General features: G+C 48.5%; 31 protein-coding genes. 25 read left to right on the top strand and 6 right to left on the bottom strand.

Features of this window, described 5'->3' with window-relative positions; all coding sequences use genetic code 11:
• Positions 1 to 121: 121 nt before the first annotated feature.
• The 19 genes from rplN (at position 122) to WCT94_RS19985 (ending at position 9,438) form a co-directional block, all read left to right on the top strand.
• On the top strand, positions 122 to 493 hold the full coding sequence (gene rplN / locus WCT94_RS19895; protein WP_000613954.1) for a 50S ribosomal protein L14: 372 nt from the start codon (positions 122 to 124) through the stop codon (positions 491 to 493).
• A gap of 10 nt (positions 494 to 503) precedes the next feature.
• Positions 504 to 818, top strand: coding sequence for a 50S ribosomal protein L24 (gene rplX, locus WCT94_RS19900; RefSeq protein ID WP_015841924.1), 315 nt, complete (start codon positions 504 to 506; stop codon positions 816 to 818).
• Positions 819 to 832: 14 nt separating this feature from the next.
• Positions 833 to 1,372 carry a 50S ribosomal protein L5 gene (gene rplE / locus WCT94_RS19905; protein WP_005970265.1) on the top strand — a complete coding sequence of 180 codons (540 nt, stop codon included), beginning with the start codon at positions 833 to 835 and terminating at the stop codon, positions 1,370 to 1,372.
• Between the two features lie 13 nt (positions 1,373 to 1,385).
• Positions 1,386 to 1,691 (top strand): 30S ribosomal protein S14, encoded by a 306-nt coding sequence (gene rpsN, locus WCT94_RS19910; protein ID WP_010286114.1) that lies wholly within the window; start codon positions 1,386 to 1,388, stop codon positions 1,689 to 1,691.
• Positions 1,692 to 1,724: 33 nt separating this feature from the next.
• Positions 1,725 to 2,117: a 30S ribosomal protein S8 gene (gene rpsH, locus WCT94_RS19915; RefSeq protein ID WP_005970261.1), complete on the top strand. Its 393-nt coding sequence runs from the start codon at positions 1,725 to 1,727 to the stop codon at positions 2,115 to 2,117.
• 12 nt (positions 2,118 to 2,129) lie between these two features.
• Positions 2,130 to 2,663 carry a 50S ribosomal protein L6 gene (rplF, locus tag WCT94_RS19920; protein ID WP_015841923.1) on the top strand — a complete coding sequence of 178 codons (534 nt, stop codon included), beginning with the start codon at positions 2,130 to 2,132 and terminating at the stop codon, positions 2,661 to 2,663.
• 9 nt (positions 2,664 to 2,672) lie between these two features.
• Entirely contained in the window at positions 2,673 to 3,026 is a 354-nt protein-coding gene (gene rplR, locus WCT94_RS19925) for a 50S ribosomal protein L18 (RefSeq protein WP_010286111.1), read from the top strand.
• Between the two features lie 14 nt (positions 3,027 to 3,040).
• Positions 3,041 to 3,541, top strand: a complete 501-nt coding sequence (gene rpsE, locus WCT94_RS19930; protein WP_005970257.1) for a 30S ribosomal protein S5 — start codon at positions 3,041 to 3,043, stop codon at positions 3,539 to 3,541.
• A 5-nt stretch (positions 3,542 to 3,546) separates the two neighbouring features.
• Entirely contained in the window at positions 3,547 to 3,726 is a 180-nt protein-coding gene (rpmD, locus tag WCT94_RS19935; protein ID WP_004846568.1) for a 50S ribosomal protein L30, read from the top strand.
• Between the two features lie 3 nt (positions 3,727 to 3,729).
• Complete coding sequence (rplO, locus tag WCT94_RS19940; protein ID WP_015841922.1) at positions 3,730 to 4,164, top strand: 50S ribosomal protein L15; 435 nt, start codon at positions 3,730 to 3,732, stop codon at positions 4,162 to 4,164.
• Between the two features lie 7 nt (positions 4,165 to 4,171).
• Positions 4,172 to 5,503 carry a preprotein translocase subunit SecY gene (gene secY / locus WCT94_RS19945; RefSeq protein ID WP_005970255.1) on the top strand — a complete coding sequence of 444 codons (1,332 nt, stop codon included), beginning with the start codon at positions 4,172 to 4,174 and terminating at the stop codon, positions 5,501 to 5,503.
• A gap of 33 nt (positions 5,504 to 5,536) precedes the next feature.
• Positions 5,537 to 5,653, top strand: coding sequence for a 50S ribosomal protein L36 (gene rpmJ / locus WCT94_RS19950; RefSeq protein WP_002227352.1), 117 nt, complete (start codon positions 5,537 to 5,539; stop codon positions 5,651 to 5,653).
• A 146-nt stretch (positions 5,654 to 5,799) separates the two neighbouring features.
• Positions 5,800 to 6,156: a 30S ribosomal protein S13 gene (rpsM, locus tag WCT94_RS19955; RefSeq protein WP_010286058.1), complete on the top strand. Its 357-nt coding sequence runs from the start codon at positions 5,800 to 5,802 to the stop codon at positions 6,154 to 6,156.
• A gap of 16 nt (positions 6,157 to 6,172) precedes the next feature.
• Positions 6,173 to 6,562, top strand: coding sequence for a 30S ribosomal protein S11 (gene rpsK / locus WCT94_RS19960; RefSeq protein ID WP_002919257.1), 390 nt, complete (start codon positions 6,173 to 6,175; stop codon positions 6,560 to 6,562).
• A 30-nt stretch (positions 6,563 to 6,592) separates the two neighbouring features.
• Positions 6,593 to 7,213: a 30S ribosomal protein S4 gene (gene rpsD / locus WCT94_RS19965; RefSeq protein WP_010286047.1), complete on the top strand. Its 621-nt coding sequence runs from the start codon at positions 6,593 to 6,595 to the stop codon at positions 7,211 to 7,213.
• Between the two features lie 25 nt (positions 7,214 to 7,238).
• Positions 7,239 to 8,228, top strand: coding sequence for a DNA-directed RNA polymerase subunit alpha (locus WCT94_RS19970; protein WP_005970247.1), 990 nt, complete (start codon positions 7,239 to 7,241; stop codon positions 8,226 to 8,228).
• A 40-nt stretch (positions 8,229 to 8,268) separates the two neighbouring features.
• Complete coding sequence (gene rplQ / locus WCT94_RS19975) at positions 8,269 to 8,661, top strand: 50S ribosomal protein L17 (protein WP_005970246.1); 393 nt, start codon at positions 8,269 to 8,271, stop codon at positions 8,659 to 8,661.
• Between the two features lie 91 nt (positions 8,662 to 8,752).
• Entirely contained in the window at positions 8,753 to 9,112 is a 360-nt protein-coding gene (locus WCT94_RS19980; RefSeq protein WP_336871398.1) for a DUF1992 domain-containing protein, read from the top strand.
• A 113-nt stretch (positions 9,113 to 9,225) separates the two neighbouring features.
• Complete coding sequence (locus WCT94_RS19985) at positions 9,226 to 9,438, top strand: alternative ribosome-rescue factor A (protein ID WP_271874879.1); 213 nt, start codon at positions 9,226 to 9,228, stop codon at positions 9,436 to 9,438.
• A 30-nt stretch (positions 9,439 to 9,468) separates the two neighbouring features.
• On the opposite strand, the gene mscL is transcribed toward WCT94_RS19985, so the two are convergent.
• The 5 genes from mscL to def all read right to left on the bottom strand — a co-directional run bounded on the left by mscL (position 9,469) and on the right by def (position 14,245).
• Entirely contained in the window at positions 9,469 to 9,882 is a 414-nt protein-coding gene (mscL, locus tag WCT94_RS19990) for a large-conductance mechanosensitive channel protein MscL (RefSeq protein WP_336871402.1), read from the bottom strand.
• 90 nt (positions 9,883 to 9,972) lie between these two features.
• Positions 9,973 to 11,349, bottom strand: a complete 1,377-nt coding sequence (trkA, locus tag WCT94_RS19995) for a Trk system potassium transporter TrkA (protein WP_039308887.1) — start codon at positions 11,347 to 11,349, stop codon at positions 9,973 to 9,975.
• Between the two features lie 56 nt (positions 11,350 to 11,405).
• Positions 11,406 to 12,695, bottom strand: a complete 1,290-nt coding sequence (gene rsmB, locus WCT94_RS20000) for a 16S rRNA (cytosine(967)-C(5))-methyltransferase RsmB (protein WP_336871405.1) — start codon at positions 12,693 to 12,695, stop codon at positions 11,406 to 11,408.
• A 66-nt stretch (positions 12,696 to 12,761) separates the two neighbouring features.
• Entirely contained in the window at positions 12,762 to 13,709 is a 948-nt protein-coding gene (gene fmt, locus WCT94_RS20005) for a methionyl-tRNA formyltransferase (RefSeq protein ID WP_336871408.1), read from the bottom strand.
• A gap of 23 nt (positions 13,710 to 13,732) precedes the next feature.
• Complete coding sequence (gene def / locus WCT94_RS20010; RefSeq protein ID WP_015841915.1) at positions 13,733 to 14,245, bottom strand: peptide deformylase; 513 nt, start codon at positions 14,243 to 14,245, stop codon at positions 13,733 to 13,735.
• 118 nt (positions 14,246 to 14,363) lie between these two features.
• Between def and dprA the strand changes: the two genes are divergently transcribed.
• The 6 genes from dprA to WCT94_RS20040 are packed head-to-tail and all read left to right on the top strand — an operon-like array spanning position 14,364 to position 18,174.
• A complete protein-coding gene (gene dprA, locus WCT94_RS20015) occupies positions 14,364 to 15,485 on the top strand; it encodes a DNA-protecting protein DprA (protein ID WP_336871410.1) in 1,122 nt (373 codons plus the stop codon).
• Complete coding sequence (gene smg / locus WCT94_RS20020; RefSeq protein ID WP_271874873.1) at positions 15,457 to 15,930, top strand: DUF494 family protein Smg; 474 nt, start codon at positions 15,457 to 15,459, stop codon at positions 15,928 to 15,930. The genes dprA and smg overlap by 29 nt, the downstream gene beginning before the upstream one ends.
• Before the next feature lie 20 nt (positions 15,931 to 15,950).
• Complete coding sequence (locus WCT94_RS20025) at positions 15,951 to 16,511, top strand: DNA topoisomerase family protein (RefSeq protein ID WP_336871412.1); 561 nt, start codon at positions 15,951 to 15,953, stop codon at positions 16,509 to 16,511.
• On the top strand, positions 16,504 to 17,073 hold the full coding sequence (tsaC, locus tag WCT94_RS20030; protein ID WP_336871414.1) for an L-threonylcarbamoyladenylate synthase type 1 TsaC: 570 nt from the start codon (positions 16,504 to 16,506) through the stop codon (positions 17,071 to 17,073). The genes WCT94_RS20025 and tsaC overlap by 8 nt, the downstream gene beginning before the upstream one ends.
• A gap of 19 nt (positions 17,074 to 17,092) precedes the next feature.
• Positions 17,093 to 17,920, top strand: a complete 828-nt coding sequence (gene aroE / locus WCT94_RS20035; protein ID WP_336871415.1) for a shikimate dehydrogenase — start codon at positions 17,093 to 17,095, stop codon at positions 17,918 to 17,920.
• Positions 17,917 to 18,174, top strand: a complete 258-nt coding sequence (locus WCT94_RS20040; protein ID WP_336871418.1) for a DUF1488 domain-containing protein — start codon at positions 17,917 to 17,919, stop codon at positions 18,172 to 18,174. Before aroE ends, WCT94_RS20040 begins: the two co-directional genes overlap by 4 nt.
• Here WCT94_RS20040 and WCT94_RS20045 read toward each other — a convergent pair.
• Positions 18,159 to 18,707 (bottom strand): gamma carbonic anhydrase family protein, encoded by a 549-nt coding sequence (locus WCT94_RS20045; RefSeq protein WP_336871421.1) that lies wholly within the window; start codon positions 18,705 to 18,707, stop codon positions 18,159 to 18,161. The genes WCT94_RS20040 and WCT94_RS20045 overlap by 16 nt on opposite strands.
• Positions 18,708 to 18,949 lie beyond the last annotated feature (242 nt).

The following is an 18,949-nucleotide window of genomic DNA, read 5'->3' on the forward strand; positions in this document are numbered from 1 at the left end:
GGGCCGTTTATTTTTTCTACCCATACCAAGGAAGCGGTGTTATAATGCTGCGCCCTCAATTATGGGGTATTTAATGGCCCGAAAGGGTCCTAGAGTAGTAGTTGACAAGCGGAGCACTAAAATGATCCAAGAACAGACTATGCTGAATGTGGCCGATAATTCCGGTGCACGTCGCGTAATGTGTATCAAGGTTCTAGGTGGCTCGCACCGTCGCTACGCAGGCGTCGGCGATATCATCAAAATTACCATCAAGGAAGCAATTCCTCGCGGTAAGGTGAAAAAAGGCGATGTTCTGAAGGCGGTAGTGGTGCGCACCAAGAAGGGTGTTCGTCGCCCGGACGGTTCTGTCATTCGCTTCGATGGCAATGCTTGCGTTATTTTAAACAATAACAGCGAACAGCCTATCGGTACGCGTATTTTTGGGCCGGTAACTCGTGAACTGCGTAATGAGAAGTTCATGAAAATTATCTCTCTGGCACCAGAAGTACTTTAAGGAGCGAATCATGGCAGCGAAAATCCGTCGTGATGACGAAGTTATCGTGCTAACCGGCAAAGATAAAGGTAAGCGCGGTAAAGTAAAAAATGTCCTGTCTGCTAGTAAGGTCATTGTTGAAGGTATTAACCTGGTTAAAAAACATCAGAAGCCGGTTCCGGCCCTGAACCAACCAGGTGGCATCGTTGAAAAAGAAGCTGCAATTCAAGTTTCTAACGTTGCAATCTTCAATGCGGCAACTGGTAAGGCTGACCGTGTAGGCTTTAGATTCGAAGACGGCAAAAAAGTCCGTTTCTTTAAATCTAACAGCGAAACTATCAAGTAATTTGGAGTAGTACGATGGCGAAACTGCATGATTACTACAAAGACGAAGTAGTTAAAAAACTCATGACTGAGTTTAACTACAATTCTGTCATGCAAGTCCCTCGGGTCGAGAAGATCACCCTGAATATGGGTGTTGGTGAAGCGATCGCTGACAAGAAACTGCTGGATAACGCAGCAGCTGATCTGGCAGCAATCTCCGGTCAAAAACCGTTGATCACCAAAGCACGCAAATCTGTTGCAGGCTTCAAAATCCGTCAGGGCTATCCGATCGGCTGTAAAGTAACTCTGCGTGGCGAACGCATGTGGGAGTTCCTTGAGCGTCTGATTTCCATTGCTGTACCGCGTATTCGTGACTTCCGTGGCTTGTCTGCCAAGTCATTCGATGGTCGTGGTAACTACAGCATGGGTGTGCGTGAGCAGATCATCTTCCCGGAAATCGACTACGATAAAGTCGATCGCGTTCGTGGTTTGGACATTACCATTACCACTACTGCGAAATCCGATGATGAAGGCCGTGCGCTGTTGGCCGCCTTTAACTTCCCATTCCGCAAGTAAGGTAGGGTTACTAATGGCTAAGCAATCCATGAAAGCACGCGAAGTTGTTCGTGTGAAACTGGCTGAAAAATACCGCGCTAAACGCGAGGAATTGAAAGCTATCATCTCTGGTGTGAACTCATCCGACGAAGATCGTTGGGATGCAGTTCTTAAGCTGCAGACTCTGCCGCGTGATTCCAGCCCGTCTCGTCAGCGTAACCGCTGCCGCCAAACTGGTCGTCCGCACGCTTTCCTGCGGAAGTTCGGGTTGAGCCGTATCAAGGTCCGTGAAGCCGCTATGCGCGGTGAAATTCCGGGTCTGAAAAAGGCTAGCTGGTAATTGTCACCAATTGAATCACGGGAGTAAAGACAGATGAGCATGCAAGATCCGATCGCGGATATGCTGACCCGTATCCGTAACGGTCAAGCCGCGAACAAAGTTGCGGTCACCATGCCTTCCTCCAAGCTGAAAGTGGCAATTGCCAACGTGCTGAAGGAAGAAGGTTACATTGAAGATTTCAAAATCGAAGGCGACACCAAGCCAGTTCTGGAATTAGAACTTAAATATTTCCAGGGCAAGGCTGTGGTAGAAAGCATTCAGCGAGTAAGCCGTCCAGGTCTGCGCATCTATAAAAGAAAAGATGAGCTGCCAAAAGTTATGGCCGGTTTGGGTATCGCAGTTGTTTCTACCTCTAAAGGTGTTATGACTGATCGTGCAGCTCGCCAGGCTGGTCTTGGTGGCGAGATTATCTGCTACGTAGCTTAATCGGGAGGAAAAATGTCTCGTGTTGCAAAAGCACCCGTCGTCATTCCTGCCGGCGTAGAGGTAAAACTCAACGGTCAGGATATTTCGATTAAGGGTAAAAACGGCGAGCTGAGTCGTAAGATCCACGATGCTGTTGAAGTGAAACAAGCTGACAACGCTCTGACTTTCGCCCCGCGCGAAGGTTTCGTTGACGGATGGGCCCAAGCGGGCACCACTCGCGCTCTGTTGAACGCAATGGTTATCGGTGTTACCGAAGGCTTCACTAAGAAGCTGCAACTGGTTGGTGTTGGTTACCGTGCTGCTGTTAAAGGCAATGTGGTTAACCTGTCTCTTGGGTTCTCTCACCCAGTAGACCACGCACTGCCGGCAGGTATTACTGCAGAATGCCCAAGCCAAACTGAAATCGTACTGAAAGGTGCTGATAAGCAGGTTATTGGTCAGGTTGCTGCGGAATTACGCGCCTACCGTCGTCCTGAGCCTTACAAAGGCAAGGGTGTCCGTTACGCCGACGAAGTCGTGCGTACCAAAGAGGCTAAGAAGAAGTAAGGTAACACTATGGATAAGAAAGCAGCTCGTATCCGTCGTGCGACCCGCGCACGCCGCAAGCTCCAGGAACTGGGTGCGACGCGTCTGGTGGTACATCGTACTCCACGCCATATTTATGCGCAGGTCATTGCACCGAACGGTTCTGAAGTCCTGGTAGCCGCTTCTACTGTAGAAAAAGCTATCGCTGAACAACTGAAGTCTACCGGTAATAAAGACGCAGCAAGCGCAATAGGTAAAGCTATTGCAGAGCGCGCGTTAGAAAAAGGCATCAAAGATGTCTCTTTTGACCGTTCCGGTTTCCAATATCATGGTCGAGTCCAAGCACTGGCAGATGCTGCCCGTGAAGCTGGCCTTCAGTTCTAAGGTAGAGGTGTAAGATGGCTCACATCGAGAAACAAGCTGGCGAACTGCAGGAAAAGCTGATCGCGGTAAATCGCGTATCTAAAACCGTTAAAGGTGGTCGTATTTTCAGCTTCACCGCACTGACTGTAGTGGGTGATGGCAACGGCCGCGTAGGTTTTGGTTACGGTAAAGCTCGCGAAGTTCCAGCAGCGATCCAGAAAGCGATGGAAAAAGCCCGTCGCAATATGATGAATGTCGCGCTGAACAACGGCACCCTGCAGCACCCAGTTAAAGGTGCTCACACGGGGTCTCGTGTGTTCATGCAGCCAGCTTCCGAAGGTACCGGTATTATCGCCGGTGGTGCAATGCGCGCCGTTTTGGAAGTTGCAGGGGTTCACAACGTATTGGCTAAAGCCTATGGTTCCACTAACCCAATTAACGTGGTTCGTGCAACGATTGATGGTTTGGCCAACATGAAGTCCCCGGAAATGGTCGCTGCCAAGCGTGGTAAATCCGTTGAAGAAATTCTGGGGTAATGACCGTGGCAAAGACTATTAAAATCACTCAAACCCGTAGTGCAATCGGTCGTCTGCCGAAACATAAGGCGACACTGCTTGGCCTGGGTCTGCGTCGTATTGGTCATACTGTTGAACGTGAGGATACTCCTGCGGTTCGTGGTATGGTCAACGCGGTTTCCTACATGGTTAAAGTGGAGGAGTAACAGATGCGTTTAAATACTCTGTCTCCGGCCGAAGGTGCTAAACACGCACCGAAGCGTTTAGGTCGTGGTATCGGTTCTGGCCTGGGCAAAACTGGCGGTCGTGGTCACAAAGGTCAGAAATCTCGTTCTGGCGGTGGCGTACGTCGTGGTTTTGAAGGTGGTCAGATGCCTTTATACCGTCGTCTGCCGAAATTTGGTTTTACTTCTCGCAAAGCAATGATCACATCAGAAGTTCGTCTGTCTGATCTTGCTAAAGTAGAAGGCGACGTAGTTGACCTGAATACGCTGAAAGCCGCTAATGTTATTGGCATTCAGATTGAATTCGCGAAAGTGATTCTGTCTGGTGAAGTTGCTCGTCCGGTAACGATTCGTGGTCTGCGTGTCACTAAAGGTGCTCGTGCTGCTATCGAAGCTGCTGGCGGTAAAATTGAGGAATAAGTAGCAGATGGCCAAACAACCAGGATTAGATTTTCAGAGTGCTAAAGGCGGAGTTGGTGAACTGAAGCGCAGACTTTTGTTTGTTATCGGTGCGCTGATTGTTTTCCGTATTGGCTCTTTTATTCCGATTCCTGGTATTGATGCCACTGTGCTTGCCAAATTGCTTGAACAGCAGCGAGGCACCATCATTGAAATGTTTAACATGTTCTCTGGTGGTGCTCTCAGCCGTGCTTCTATCTTTGCTCTGGGTATTATGCCGTATATTTCGGCGTCGATTATTATCCAGTTGCTGACGGTGGTTCATCCAGCGTTGGCTGAAATAAAGAAAGAAGGGGAAGCTGGCCGTCGTAAGATCAGCCAGTATACCCGCTACGGTACCTTGGTATTGGCTATATTCCAGTCGATCGGTATTGCTACTGGTCTGCCGAATATGCCTGGAATGCAAGACTTGGTGATAAATCCAGGTTTTGCTTTCTACTTTACCGCTGTTGTGAGTCTGGTCACTGGGACAATGTTCCTGATGTGGCTGGGAGAACAGATTACGGAACGTGGTATTGGTAACGGTATCTCGATCATAATCTTTGCTGGTATCGTTGCGGGGCTACCGCCGGCCATTGGCCATACCATCGAGCAAGCTCGGCAAGGCGACCTGCACTTCCTCCTGTTGCTGTTGGTTGCAGTTTTAGTGTTTGCAGTAACCTTCTTCGTTGTTTTCATTGAGCGTGGTCAACGTCGTATCGTCGTTAATTATGCAAAACGTCAACAAGGTCGTCGTGTTTATGCAGCACAGAGTACGCATTTACCGCTGAAGGTGAATATGGCTGGGGTTATTCCCGCAATTTTCGCTTCCAGTATTATTCTGTTCCCTGCCACGATTGCATCCTGGTTTGGGGGCGGTACCGGTTGGAACTGGCTGACAACTATTTCGCTGTATTTGCAGCCCGGACAACCGCTTTATGTGTTACTCTATGCGTCTGCAATCATCTTCTTCTGTTTCTTCTACACTGCGTTGGTTTTCAACCCGCGTGAAACAGCAGATAACCTGAAGAAGTCCGGTGCATTCGTGCCAGGAATTCGTCCGGGAGAGCAAACGGCGAAATATATCGATAAAGTGATGACTCGCCTGACTCTGATTGGTGCGATGTATATTACTTTTATCTGCCTGATCCCGGAGTTTATGCGTGACGCAATGAAAGTACCTTTCTATTTCGGGGGTACATCTTTATTGATCGTTGTTGTCGTCATCATGGACTTTATGGCTCAAGTGCAAACTCTGATGATGTCGAGTCAATATGAGTCTGCATTGAAGAAAGCAAACCTGAAAGGCTATAACCGTTAATTAGGTGAGCTTGAGAAGTTACGGAGAGTAAAAATGAAAGTTCGTGCTTCCGTCAAGAAATTATGTCGTAACTGTAAGATTGTTAAGCGTAACGGTGTCGTTCGTGTGATCTGCAGTGCCGAACCGAAGCATAAACAGCGTCAAGGCTGATTATCTCGCATATTTTTCTTGCAAAGTTGGATTGAGCTGGCTAGATTAGCCAGCCAATCTTTTGTATGTAACTGCAACATTATTTGAGTATCCTGAAAACGGGCTTTTCAGAATGGTGTTGCTGTATAAAATTGTAGGAGTGCATAGTGGCCCGTATAGCAGGCATTAACATTCCTGATCATAAACATACCGTTATTGCGTTAACGTCGATTTTCGGTATCGGTAAAACCCGTTCGCAGGCTATTTGTGCTGCAACAGGTATTGCCGAAGATGTTAAGATCAGTGAGCTGTCTGAAGAGCAAATCGATAAGCTGCGTGACGAAGTTGCCAAGTTTGTTGTAGAAGGTGATCTGCGTCGTGAAGTTACCCTGAGCATCAAGCGTCTTATGGACCTTGGTACTTATCGTGGTTTGCGTCATCGTCGTGGTCTGCCGGTTCGCGGTCAGCGTACCAAGACTAACGCCCGTACCCGTAAGGGTCCGCGCAAACCGATCAAGAAATAATCGGGGTGATTGAATAATGGCAAAGGCACCTATTCGTGCACGTAAGCGTGTAAGAAAGCAAGTCTCTGACGGTGTGGCTCATATCCATGCTTCTTTCAACAACACCATCGTAACCATTACTGATCGTCAGGGTAATGCGCTGGGTTGGGCAACTGCCGGTGGTTCCGGCTTCCGTGGTTCTCGTAAATCTACGCCGTTCGCTGCTCAGGTAGCTGCAGAACGTTGCGCAGAGGCCGTGAAAGAGTACGGTATTAAGAACCTGGAAGTTATGGTTAAAGGACCTGGTCCGGGCCGTGAGTCTACTATCCGCGCATTGAACGCGGCTGGTTTCCGCATCACTAATATTACTGATGTGACTCCGATCCCTCATAACGGTTGTCGTCCGCCGAAAAAGCGCCGCGTATAACGCCGCTTTTAGGATTGTTGGAGAAAGAAAATGGCAAGATATTTGGGTCCTAAGCTCAAGCTGAGCCGTCGTGAAGGCACCGACCTGTTCCTGAAGTCTGGTGTTCGTGCGATCGATTCCAAGTGTAAAATTGAACAAGCTCCTGGCCAGCACGGTGCGCGTAAACCGCGTCTGTCTGACTATGGTGTACAGTTGCGTGAAAAGCAAAAAGTTCGCCGTATCTACGGTGTTCTGGAGCGTCAGTTCCGTAACTATTATAAAGAAGCTGCACGTCTGAAAGGCAACACAGGTGCAAACCTGCTGCAACTGCTTGAAGGTCGTCTGGACAACGTTGTTTATCGTATGGGTTTTGGTGCCACTCGTGCTGAAGCACGTCAAATGGTAAGCCATAAAGCTATCATGGTAAACGGTCGCGTTGTTAGCATCGCTTCTTATCAGGTATCCCCGAATGACGTAGTCAGCATCCGTGAGAAAGCGAAAAAGCAATCTCGCGTGAAAGCCGCTCTGGAGCTGGCTGAACAGCGTGAAAAGCCAACTTGGCTGGAAGTTGATGCTGCCAAGATGGAAGGTGTGTTCAAACGTATTCCTGAACGTACCGATCTGTCTGCGGACATTAATGAACACCTGATCGTCGAGCTTTACTCCAAGTAAAGCTTAGTACCAAAGAGAGGACACAATGCAGGGTTCTGTGACAGAGTTTCTAAAACCGCGCCTGGTTGATATCGAGCAAGTGAGTTCGACGCACGCCAAGGTGACCCTTGAGCCATTAGAGCGGGGCTTCGGCCATACTCTTGGCAACGCACTGCGCCGTATTCTGCTTTCATCCATGCCAGGTTGCGCGGTGACCGAGGTTGAGATTGATGGTGTACTGCATGAGTACAGCACCAAAGAAGGCGTACAGGAAGATATCCTGGAAATCCTGCTCAACCTGAAAGGGCTGGCGGTGAGAGTTCAAGGCAAAGATGAAGTTATTCTTACCCTGAATAAATCTGGCATTGGCCCTGTGACTGCAGCCGACATCATCCATGATGGTGATGTCGAAATCGTCAAGCCGCAGCACTTAATTTGCCATCTGACCGATGAGAACGCATCTATTAGCATGCGTATCAAAGTTCAACGTGGTCGTGGTTATGTGCCGGCATCTGCCCGTATTCATACGGAAGAAGATGAGCGCCCGATTGGTCGTCTGTTAGTTGATGCTTGCTACAGCCCTGTAGAGCGTATTGCCTACAATGTTGAAGCGGCTCGTGTAGAACAGCGTACTGACTTGGACAAGCTAGTCATCGAAATGGAAACCAATGGCACGATCGATCCTGAAGAGGCGATCCGCCGTGCGGCTACCATTCTGGCTGAACAACTTGAAGCTTTTGTTGACTTACGTGATGTTCGTCAACCAGAAGTTAAAGAAGAGAAACCAGAATTCGATCCGATCCTGCTGCGCCCTGTTGACGATCTGGAATTGACTGTCCGCTCTGCTAACTGCCTTAAGGCAGAGGCTATCCACTACATCGGTGATCTGGTACAGCGTACCGAGGTTGAGCTGCTTAAAACGCCTAACCTGGGTAAAAAATCTCTTACTGAGATTAAAGACGTACTGGCTTCCCGTGGTCTGTCTCTGGGCATGCGCCTGGAAAACTGGCCACCGGCAAGCATTGCTGATGAGTAACCAGATCACAGGTTAAGGTTTTACTGAGAAGGATAAGGTCATGCGCCATCGTAAGAGTGGTCGTCAACTGAACCGTAACAGCAGCCATCGTCAGGCTATGTTCCGTAACATGGCTAGTTCTTTGGTTCGTCATGAAATCATCAAGACGACCCTGCCGAAAGCGAAAGAGCTGCGTCGCGTTGTTGAACCGCTGATTACTCTTGCCAAGACCGACAGCGTTGCTAATCGTCGTCTGGCATTCGCCCGTACTCGTGATAACGAGATCGTGGCAAAACTGTTTAATGAACTGGGCCCGCGTTTCGCGAGCCGTGCCGGTGGTTACACTCGTATTCTGAAGTGTGGCTTCCGTGCTGGTGACAATGCGCCGATGGCATACATCGAGCTCGTTGATCGCTCAGTCTCTCAGACAGAAGAAGTTGCTACTGCAGAGTAATCTGTAAGAGCATAAAAAAACCGGGGAAACCCGGTTTTTTTACATCTGAAAGAAACTAAGCTCCATTAATGCAAACAGGTAAGAGATTGCCATGTGGTTGATTGATGAGTTAGTTGAAAAACATATCCGCAAGGCTCAGGAAGACGGTGTTTTTGACAATCTTTCAGGTTCCGGTAGCCCTTTGATTCTTGATGATGATAGCGGCATACCACAGGAACTAAGAACCGTCTATCGGCTACTCAAGAATTCTGGCTATTTGCCTGTAGAACTTCAAGAAAGGAAAGATGCTTTACAACTAACCGACTTTCTTGAAACGATATCCCGCGATTCGCCTGAATACGAGAAAGCCTCTCGACGCTTGCGTATGTTGGAAATGAGCTTGCAGCAGAAAGGAATCAATACTGATTTTCTACATCAGGAATACAAAACACAGCTCAATGAAAAGTTCTAGCTGCCAGAAGAATTCTCCGGATTGCTATTCTCATCTTTCCATTTCGGCTATATACTCCGCCTGGTTTATTGATACATATACAGCTTATTAACCCAACTTTCTTAGGAGTGATGATGACCACATATCGTCATAAGCGTGGGAAAATTCAGGACAACGCCATTGAGGCACTGTTACATGACCCATTATTTCGCCAACGTATTGAAGTGAATGAAAAAGGGAAAGGAAGTTATCGTAGAAAAGAAAAACATGTGAAGAAAGGTAGTTGGGAGGCCAGCGGTAAGCAATCAAGTGATTATTTACCTCTGGCCTTTCTGCTTTTTGTGTAGCGAAAGTAAGAATTAATAAAAACTCAGTTCTTATTGCTTAGGCTGCTGTTCTTTCAATAAGTCGCGAATCTCAGCTAACAGTTTCTCTTCAGCACTAGGCTTCGGCGGTGCGGCAGGTGCATCTTCCTGTTTGCGGCGTAGCTTGTTCATGAGTTTGATTGCCATAAAGATCGCGAAAGCGACGATGATAAAGTCGAAAATATTTTGAATGAAAGCGCCATAGTTCATGACAACGGCGGGAATTTCGCCTTGGGCATCACGGAGAATTAGGCTGAATTGTTTAAAATCGACCCCGCCAATCAAAAGCCCAAGTGGCGGCATAATAATATCTGAGACCAGCGAAGAGACAATTTTGCCGAAAGCAGCACCAATAATGACACCCACCGCCAAATCGACAACGTTGCCACGCATGGCAAACTCTCTGAATTCTTTGATGATGCTCATATCCGTTCTCCTTGCCAAAAATATAAATTAATTCTAACCAATAGCCATATCTTTGCCAGATTATTGATTTGCGATGAATCTGTTCCTACATTACAAAAAGAAGGGACTGGGTTGAAATAATCGTTCAACATCAGGTACAAACTTTTTGTCAGCTAGGAACATGATGACATGATCGCCTTGCTCGATTTTGCTATTTGCATTGGCAATGATGACGTCATCACCGCGAACAATTGCGCCGATAGTGGTACCAGGCGGAAGCTTAATATCTTCGATCATTCTTCCGACAACTTTCGATGTGCCTTCATCACCGTGGGCGATGGCCTCGATTGCTTCGGCCACACCACGGCGTAAGGAGGATACGCTAACGATATCCGCTTTACGGACATGGCTGAGTAGCGCAGAAATTGTTGCCTGTTGTGGGGAGATAGCGACATCAATAACGCTACCCTGGACCAGATCGACATAAGCCCGGCGTTGGATGAGCACCATTACTTTTTTCGCACCCATACGTTTGGCCAGCATCGCTGACATAATATTCGCTTCGTCATCATTGGTAATGGCGATGAATACATCAATCTGCTCAATATGTTCTTCGGCAAGGAGCTCCTGATCTGAAGCATCGCCGTGAAATACCACCGTATTTTGCAGAAGCTCAGCCAGCTCTGCGGCACGATCTGCATTTCTTTCTATCAACTTGATGCTGTAGTCTTTTTCTAACCGCTGGGCTAACCCTGCACCGACGTTACCTCCGCCAACGATCATGATCCTTTTATACGGTTTCTCAAGGCGCTGCAATTCGCTCATCACTGCGCGAATATGTTGGGAGGCAGCAACAAAAAACACTTCGTCGCCGGCTTCGATGATAGTGGAACCCTGTGGGCGAATTGGACGATCGTGACGGAAAATAGCCGCAACGCGGGTATCTACATGGGGAATGTGTTCACGGAGAGAGGTGAGGGCATTACCAACCAATGGGCCGCCATAATAGGCATTAACCGCAGCAAGACTCACTTTGCCTTCAGCAAAGTTGACGACCTGAAGCGCTCCGGGATATTCGATCAGTTTGTAAATGTTATCGATCACCAACTGCTCTGGGGAGATCAGGTGATCGATGGGAACCGCTTCTGGTAAAAAAAGCTGTTCTGATTCACGGATGTATTCGGCAGCACGAATGCGAGCGATCCGGTTTGGTGTTTTGAAAAGCGAATAAGCAATCTGACAGGCCACCATATTCGTTTCATCTGAATTGGTAACGGCGACCAGCATATCCGCATCTTCAGCCCCTGCTTCACGTAGCACTCGTGGATGAGAGGCATAGCCAGTAACGACACGCAGATCAAACTTATCCTGAAGCTGACGTAACCGGTTTGCATCAGTATCAACGACAGTGATGTCGTTATTTTCCCCTGCTAGATTTTCTGCCAGTGTTCCACCGACCTGACCCGCGCCAAGGATGATAATTTTCATAATAAGCCATGCCGTTTATTGATTGCTGCCTGTTGCAGACAATACTGGGTTCAATATCAGTTTTTTACCAGCTTCGCATAAAAGAAACCATCGCCACCATCAGCATGAGGCAGCATCTGTATGCCTGGCAGTTCGCTTGTTCCTGTATCAACCAGTTTTGCATCGGCATGACGAGTCAGGAAATCCGTAACTTGTTGAGCGTTTTCTTGCGGCAAAATGGAGCAAGTGGCATAGACCATCGTGCCACCTGCTTTGAGATGTGGCCAAATGGCGTCAAGAATTTCTTTTTGCAGAGCAACCAACTCTTCGATATCTCTGTCCCGGCGTAGCCATTTGATGTCAGGATGACGACGAATCACGCCTGTGGCGGAACAAGGGGCATCTAACAGAATACGGTCAAACATACGCCCTTCACACCACGAATCGGGGTAACGCCCATCACCTTGTTTCACTTCTGCATGCATTTGTAATCGCAGTAAATTTTCTTTTACCCGACTTAGGCGCGCCTCATCAATATCGACGGCGAGCACGTGAGACTTTGGCGCAGCTTCTAAAATATGCGTCGTTTTTCCTCCGGGGGCAGCGCAGAGGTCGAGGATCTGCTCGCCATTTTGTGGAGCGAGCCAATAGACGCAGCCTTGAGCAGAAGCATCCTGCACCGTTGCCCATCCCTGTGAAAATCCCGGTAATTGATCGACTGCGCAGGGGGAAGCTAGCCGTATTGCATCAGAGTATTCAGCATGAGGAAATGCTTCGATTCCCTCTTGCGCCAGTAAATTTAAGTACGCTTCCCGCGTATGGTGTAACCGATTCACGCGTAGCCACATTGGAGGGCGCTGATTATTTGCCTCAACGATACTTTGCCAGTGATTTGGATAGGTATGCTCAAGACGTGTCAGCAACCAGCTTGGATGCAGGTAGTGAGATGAGTGAGTTGCCTCACGCTGGATGAGTTCTTCTTGTTGGCGCTGGAATTGGCGCAATACGCCATTAATCAGCCCCTTGAGCTGTGGTCGTTTGAGTGCCACAGCACCTTCTACCGTTTCTGCCAGAGCCGCATGTGGCGGGATTCGAGTGTAGTGCAGTTGGTAGATGCCTACCATGATGAGGTAATGCAGTGTGCGTTGTTTGCCTGTCAGAGGCTTTGCCATCAGTTGTTGAATACACCATTCCAACTGCGGTAAAACGCGTAATACGCCAAAGCAAAGCTCTTGCAAAAGTGCGCGATCTTTATCGGAGACTTCACGCTGATGAACGGGTAATAAGGCACTGAGCGACTGTCCCTGATCCAGAACCTGTCCCACCACTTTTGCGGCAATACTGCGTAAATTGTATGAGCTTTTCATGTGTTAGCGATGACGTATACGTAAAAAGAGAGGATATACCGGCATGACGCCGGTATGAAAAATAGATTAGTCCAGTGTATTACCGGGAACGAACCACTCACGACGTGAGTTAAGCAGATCCTGCGCACTCATCACTTTTTTACCTGCCGGCTGCAATTCCTGAATATTCAAGATACCAGCGGCTGTTGCCACCTGAATACCCTGTTTATCTGCCTGAAGGATGGTGCCGGGCAATGTACTATGTGTTGTCGTCATGACTTCGGCTTTCCAGACTTTCACCGGTTGTTCATCTACCGTGAAATAGCTGACAGGCCAAGGATTAAAAGCACGAATACAACGCTCAAGTTGCTCGGCAGATAACTGCCAGTTTAGACGAGCTTCTTCTTTGCTGAGCTTTTCTGCGTAGGTGGCAAGGGCGTCATTTTGTGCTTCAGCGACAGCGCTGCCATCAGCAAGTTGTTTTAGCGTTTCCAATAAGCCACGCGGTCCCAGCTCAGCAAGTTTATCGTACAACGTTGCGCTGGTATCTTGAGGCAGGATGGGGCACGAAATTTTGTGCAGCATTGCGCCCGTATCGAGTCCGACATCCATTTGCATGATCGTCACACCGGTTTCGCTATCCCCAGCCCACAGTGCACGCTGAATTGGCGCCGCACCACGCCAGAGAGGCAACAGGGAACCGTGGACATTAATGCAGCCAAGGCGCGGCATGGATAATATGGACTGCGGCAGAATTAAGCCGTAGGCGACAACGACCATAACATCGGCATTTAACGCCTGAACCATCGCCTGATTTTCTGCAGGTCGCAGAGATTTAGGCTGAAAAACGGGGATGCTATGTTGCTCTGCCAGTACTTTCACCGGACTGGGGGTGAGCTTGTTGCCCCTGCCTGCTGGGCGATCGGGCTGGGTGAAAACGCCAACGACCTCATGTCCTGATGATAAAAGCGCGTCAAGGTGACGCGCTGCAAAGTCAGGGGTGCCAGCAAAGATTATGCGTAAAGAATCAGACACGGTGCTTCCTGTCAGGATGAAAATTAGCGGGCTCGGCTATTCTGCTTAGCCAGTTTTTCCAGTTTTTGACGAATGCGCTGGCGTTTAAGCGGGGAAAGGTAATCGATAAACAGTTTCCCAACCAGATGATCCATTTCATGCTGGATACAAATGGCCAATAGCTCGCTTGCTTCAAGTTCGAACGTCTTACCTTCGCGATCCAATGCACGCACTTTTACATGCTCTGCACGAGGAACCAGCGCACGCGTTTCAGGGATTGACAGGCAACCCTCTTCGATACCCGTATCGCCGCTCTTTTCAATCAGCTCGGGATTGATTAGCACCAGCCGTTGGTCTCGTTCTTCAGAGACGTCAATGACAATGATACGCTGATGAATATCCACCTGTGTTGCGGCCAGCCCGATACCTTCTTCTTCGTACATGGTATCGAACATATCATCCACGATACGTTGAATATCTGCATTGACTTCTTTTACGGGCTGCGCAGTAATGCGGAGCCGCTCGTCTGGGAAATGTAATACCTGCAAAACTGCCATATATGTTTAGATCTGTATCTGAATAGTGAGAGAGTCTTAGCGCTCATTCTAGACATTTCCTGCCCCGATTGACAGCATCAGCACTGAATTGCTGAACATGGCGGAATAAGGGACGCTGATGCTATCAACGGAAATTTGGCTACGTATGACGGGTGTAAGGCACCTGGGTACCTTACGCGCTCGGGCTATTGTCAGAAAACTTATTGATTTAAATGTGTTCGATCATGAGAGCCTGAGCACGTTAGGCCTGTCTAATGATCAAATCGCACAATTCTGTTCCTATGATCGTAAGATCCTGGAAGAAACACTCAATTGGTTGTCTTATCCCAATCATCATATCGTGACGTGCGAAGATACCCTGTATCCTTTTCTGTTGAACAACATTCGTGATTTTCCACTGTTGCTTTTTGTGTCTGGTTCTCCAGAGCTATTGGCATCGCCACAAATATCGATTATTGGTAGCCGAGGCAGCAGTGCTTACGGTGAACGCTGGGGAGGATTTTTTGCTCAAGAACTTGCCGCAAATGACCTCACGGTGACAAGTGGGTTAGCAATTGGCATTGATGGCATTGCTCATCGTGCAGCTTTAGATGCAGGAGGGAGAACGATTGCCGTGTTGGGAAGCGGGCTGGAGAATATTTATCCCAAGCGGCACGCTAAGCTTGCTGAGCGTATTTGTGGCACTGGCGGTGCATTGGTCTCTGAATTTCCCCTCGCGATGCCGCCTTTCCCAACCAACTTTCCCAGAAGAAATCGCATCATTAGCGGATTAGGGTTGGGTGTTCTGGTCATTGAGGCGTCTATCCGCAGCGGGTCGCTGGTCACGGCGCGTTATGCTTTAGAGCAAGGACGGGAGGTTTTCGCTCTGCCAGGGCCAATCGGTAACCCTATGACAGAAGGAACGCACTGGTTGATCCAGCAAGGAGCCAGCTTGGTGACACATCCGAAGGATATTCTTGAGCAATTGGTGAGTGAGCTACAGTGGCTGCCAATGGAAAGCGGGCAAACTATTTCTAACGAAGAAGAGGATGGCGAATTGCCATTTGCCGATGTGTTGGCTAACGTAGGAGATGAGGTTACACCTGTTGACGTTGTCGCTGAACGTGCCGGCCAACCTGTGCCAGAGATAGTCACTAAGCTATTAGAGCTGGAGTTAGCAGGATGGATCGCAGCAGTACCCGGCGGCTATGTCCGATTAAGGAGGGCAGGCCATGTTCGACGTACTCATGTACTTGTTTGAGAGCTACATCCACAATGAAACTGAAATGCGTGTCGATCAGGATACGTTAACTGATGACCTCACCCGCGCTGGATTCGATCGTAACGATATCTATAGCGCGTTGAGTTGGCTGGAAAAATTGGCCGATATTCAGGAAGGGCAGACTGCACCGCTTTATTTGGCGAACGATCCGCTGGCTATGCGGATCTATACGCAGGATGAGGAAATGCGTCTTGATGCGGAATGTCGTGGCTTTTTATTGTTCCTTGAGCAAATTCAGGTTCTGAATCTTGAAACGCGCGAGATGGTCATCGAACGTGTCATGGCGTTGGAAACGCAGGAGTTTGATCTGGAAGATCTGAAGTGGGTCATCCTCATGGTGCTTTTCAATGTGCCTGGCTGTGAGAATGCCTATCAGCAAATGGAAGAATTACTCTTTGAGGTCAATGACGGTTATGTGCAATAGCCAGAGGGATAACATTTCGAATGGCTAAGCCCGTACTGTTTGCTGAAAAAAAACAGGAAATATGTCCAGACTGTGGGTCAGTGCTGGTTATTCGTTCTGGTCGGCACGGCCCGTTTCTTGGCTGTTCTGCGTATCCAGAATGCGAATTCATTCGCCCGCTGAAAGCGCAGGCTGATGGACATATCGTCAAAGTGTTGGATGGGCAGCAATGCCCACTTTGTCAGTCGACATTGGTATTAAGGCAAGGCCGTTATGGGATGTTCATCGGCTGTGGCAATTACCCTGAATGCCATCATACCGAGACGATCGATCGCCCTGATGAAACGGCGATTCGATGTCCACAGTGTAATGAAGGCACGCTGCTACAGCGTAAGTCTCGCTACGGTAAGGTATTTCATTCTTGTGATCGCTATCCCGGTTGTCAGTTTACGTTAAACCATAAGCCGATCGCGGGTGAATGTCCTTCTTGCCATTACGCCTTATTGTTTGAGAAAAAAACGGCACAAGGTACCAAGCTATTTTGTGCCAGTAAATTATGTGGAAAGCCGGTAGCGGCAGAAGAAGTTGATAAGAATGAGTGATGTCTCTGATGAACTGATGATTCCTGTTTTACGGGAATTACATAATGAACAGGTTATTGCGTACCCGACTGAGGCGGTATTTGGGTTGGGCTGCGATCCTGATAGTGAAGTGGCGGTTAATCGTCTGCTAGCCTTAAAGCAGCGCCCCTGGCAAAAAGGGTTGATCCTGATTGCAGCGGATTTTAGCCAATTGGCTCCTTATATTGATGACAGTGCGTTATCCGATGAGCAGAAGGCGATGATGTTTTCCACATGGCCTGGTCCGGTTACTTGGGTATTGCCTGCAAAGCGTACGACTCCGCAATGGTTAACGGGGCAATTTTCGTCGCTTGCTGTGCGCGTTAGTGACCATCCGTTAGTCAACGAACTGTGCCAGCGTTACGGTAAACCGTTGGTGTCGACCAGCGCCAATTTAAGTGGTCAACCTCCTTGCCGCACGGCTCAGGAAGTTTCTCAACAGTTTGGTGATGATTTTCCTGTGCTGGTTGGGGATGTTGGCGGAAGAATGAACCCATCGGAAATCAGGGATGTATTAACAGGCGAACTTATTCGTCAGGGGTAGCGGCAAGTTGGAGGAGAACGTGTCTGAAGTAACGTCTTTTGCAGTTTTTGGTAATCCGATTGCGCATAGTAAATCACCTCGCATACATGAGCTATTTGCTGCACAGACGGGGATAACGTTGACGTACGAGCGAGTTTTAGCGCCTCTGGATGATTTTGAGCAGATGCTGCGTCAGTATTTTCTCAGTGGTGCTGGTGGTGCGAATGTCACTGCGCCCTTTAAAGAGCGTGCCTTTGCCGAAGCCGATGAACGTAGCGAATGCGCGGCCCTTGCTGGGGCGGTCAATACATTGAAGAGACTGAATGACGGTCGCCTGTTTGGTGATAATACGGATGGCATTGGTTTGCTCAGCGATCTGCAACGATTGGCGCTGGTGAAGCCATTGGATCGTGTGTTGCTGGTGGGGGCTGGCGGTGCAGCGCGCGGGGTTATCCAACCTTTGCTGGCTTATGGCTGTACGGTTGTGCTGACTAACAGGACGTTTTCCAAGGCTGATGAACTGGTTAAGGTCTTCAGTGGTATTGGGGACATTAAAGCTGTTGCCCTAGACGATTTAGATGGTCAGTCGTTCGATCTGATCATTAACGCGACATCTTCCGGGATGTACGACAGCATTCCTAACTTACCGCCAGAACTCATTTCGCCGGAAACAAGCTGTTATGACATGTTCTATCTACCGCAACTGACACCTTTTTTGTCATGGTGCGTACAGCATGGTGCTATCCGTTATGCCGATGGCTTGGGAATGTTGGTGGGGCAAGCGGCACATGCGTTTAAGCTTTGGCATGGCGTTATGCCTGATGTGGAACCCGTGATCGGTTTACTAAAGCAGGATCTTGCAAAGTGAATCAGGCGATCCAGTTCCCAGATCGTGAAAGTTGGGATGATAAGGTAATGGCGATCCGCTTTCCCGTTTTAGTGAATGGCTTTCAGCGGGAATGTTTAGTAAGCGCAACACAGCTCCAGCAACGCTATGGCGGCGATAGCCCTGAACAGTGGCTGGCGCTGTTCAGGGAATATCGATGGGATCTTGAAGATGAATTGGAAAAAATGATCGTTGCTGAAAAATGGGATGATGAAGGTTGCTACTTGTTGTCCTGAGCAAGATATTCATCTTTCCAACGGACATAGTTGTTTGCCGAGTAAATCAATCCCTCGATTTCTTCTTGAGTCAGCGGTCGGATTTTTTTAACTGGGCTGCCGAGGTATAAATGTCCCTTCTCTAGCCGCTTTCCAGGAGGGACCAGGCTACCAGCGCCGATCATGACATCATCCTCAACAACGGCGCCATCCAGAAGTATTGACCCCATTCCTACCAGAACCCGATTTCCTATTTGGCAACCATGCAACATCGCTTTATGGCCCACAGTGACATCTTCCCCAATAATAAGCGGGTTACCTTCTGGTTTTTTCTCTGAACAGTGGGTGATGTGGAGCACGGATCCATCCTGAATATTACTCCTGGCGCCGATAGTGATGTAGTTAACGTCACCGCGTATGGCGACAAGGGGCCAGATACCGACATCATCACCTAGCGTTACTTTGCCAATCACCACGCTGGAATGATCGACCATGACTCTTTCGCCTAAAACGGGAGAAATACCGTTATAACGACGGAATGTTTTTGCGCTCATCGATAACCTCGTAGTTATTTAGCATATGTAGTTATTTTCCACATACTGATTATTCGTATTACAGACAAAATATCGACAGATATGAGACATCGGCAACTGAAAAGTGGTGTAGATCGAGTAAGATCTCATCGAAAGGGTCGAAAAACAGGCGAACAGAAAAAAAGATCAAGAAAGTGGTTGTGTAACGAAAACGGATCCCTATAATGCGCCTCCATCGGCACGGCGCTGTGAACACACAACCA

The organism is Pectobacterium sp. 1950-15 (genome assembly GCF_037136835.1).
GTDB lineage: Bacteria > Pseudomonadota > Gammaproteobacteria > Enterobacterales > Enterobacteriaceae > Pectobacterium.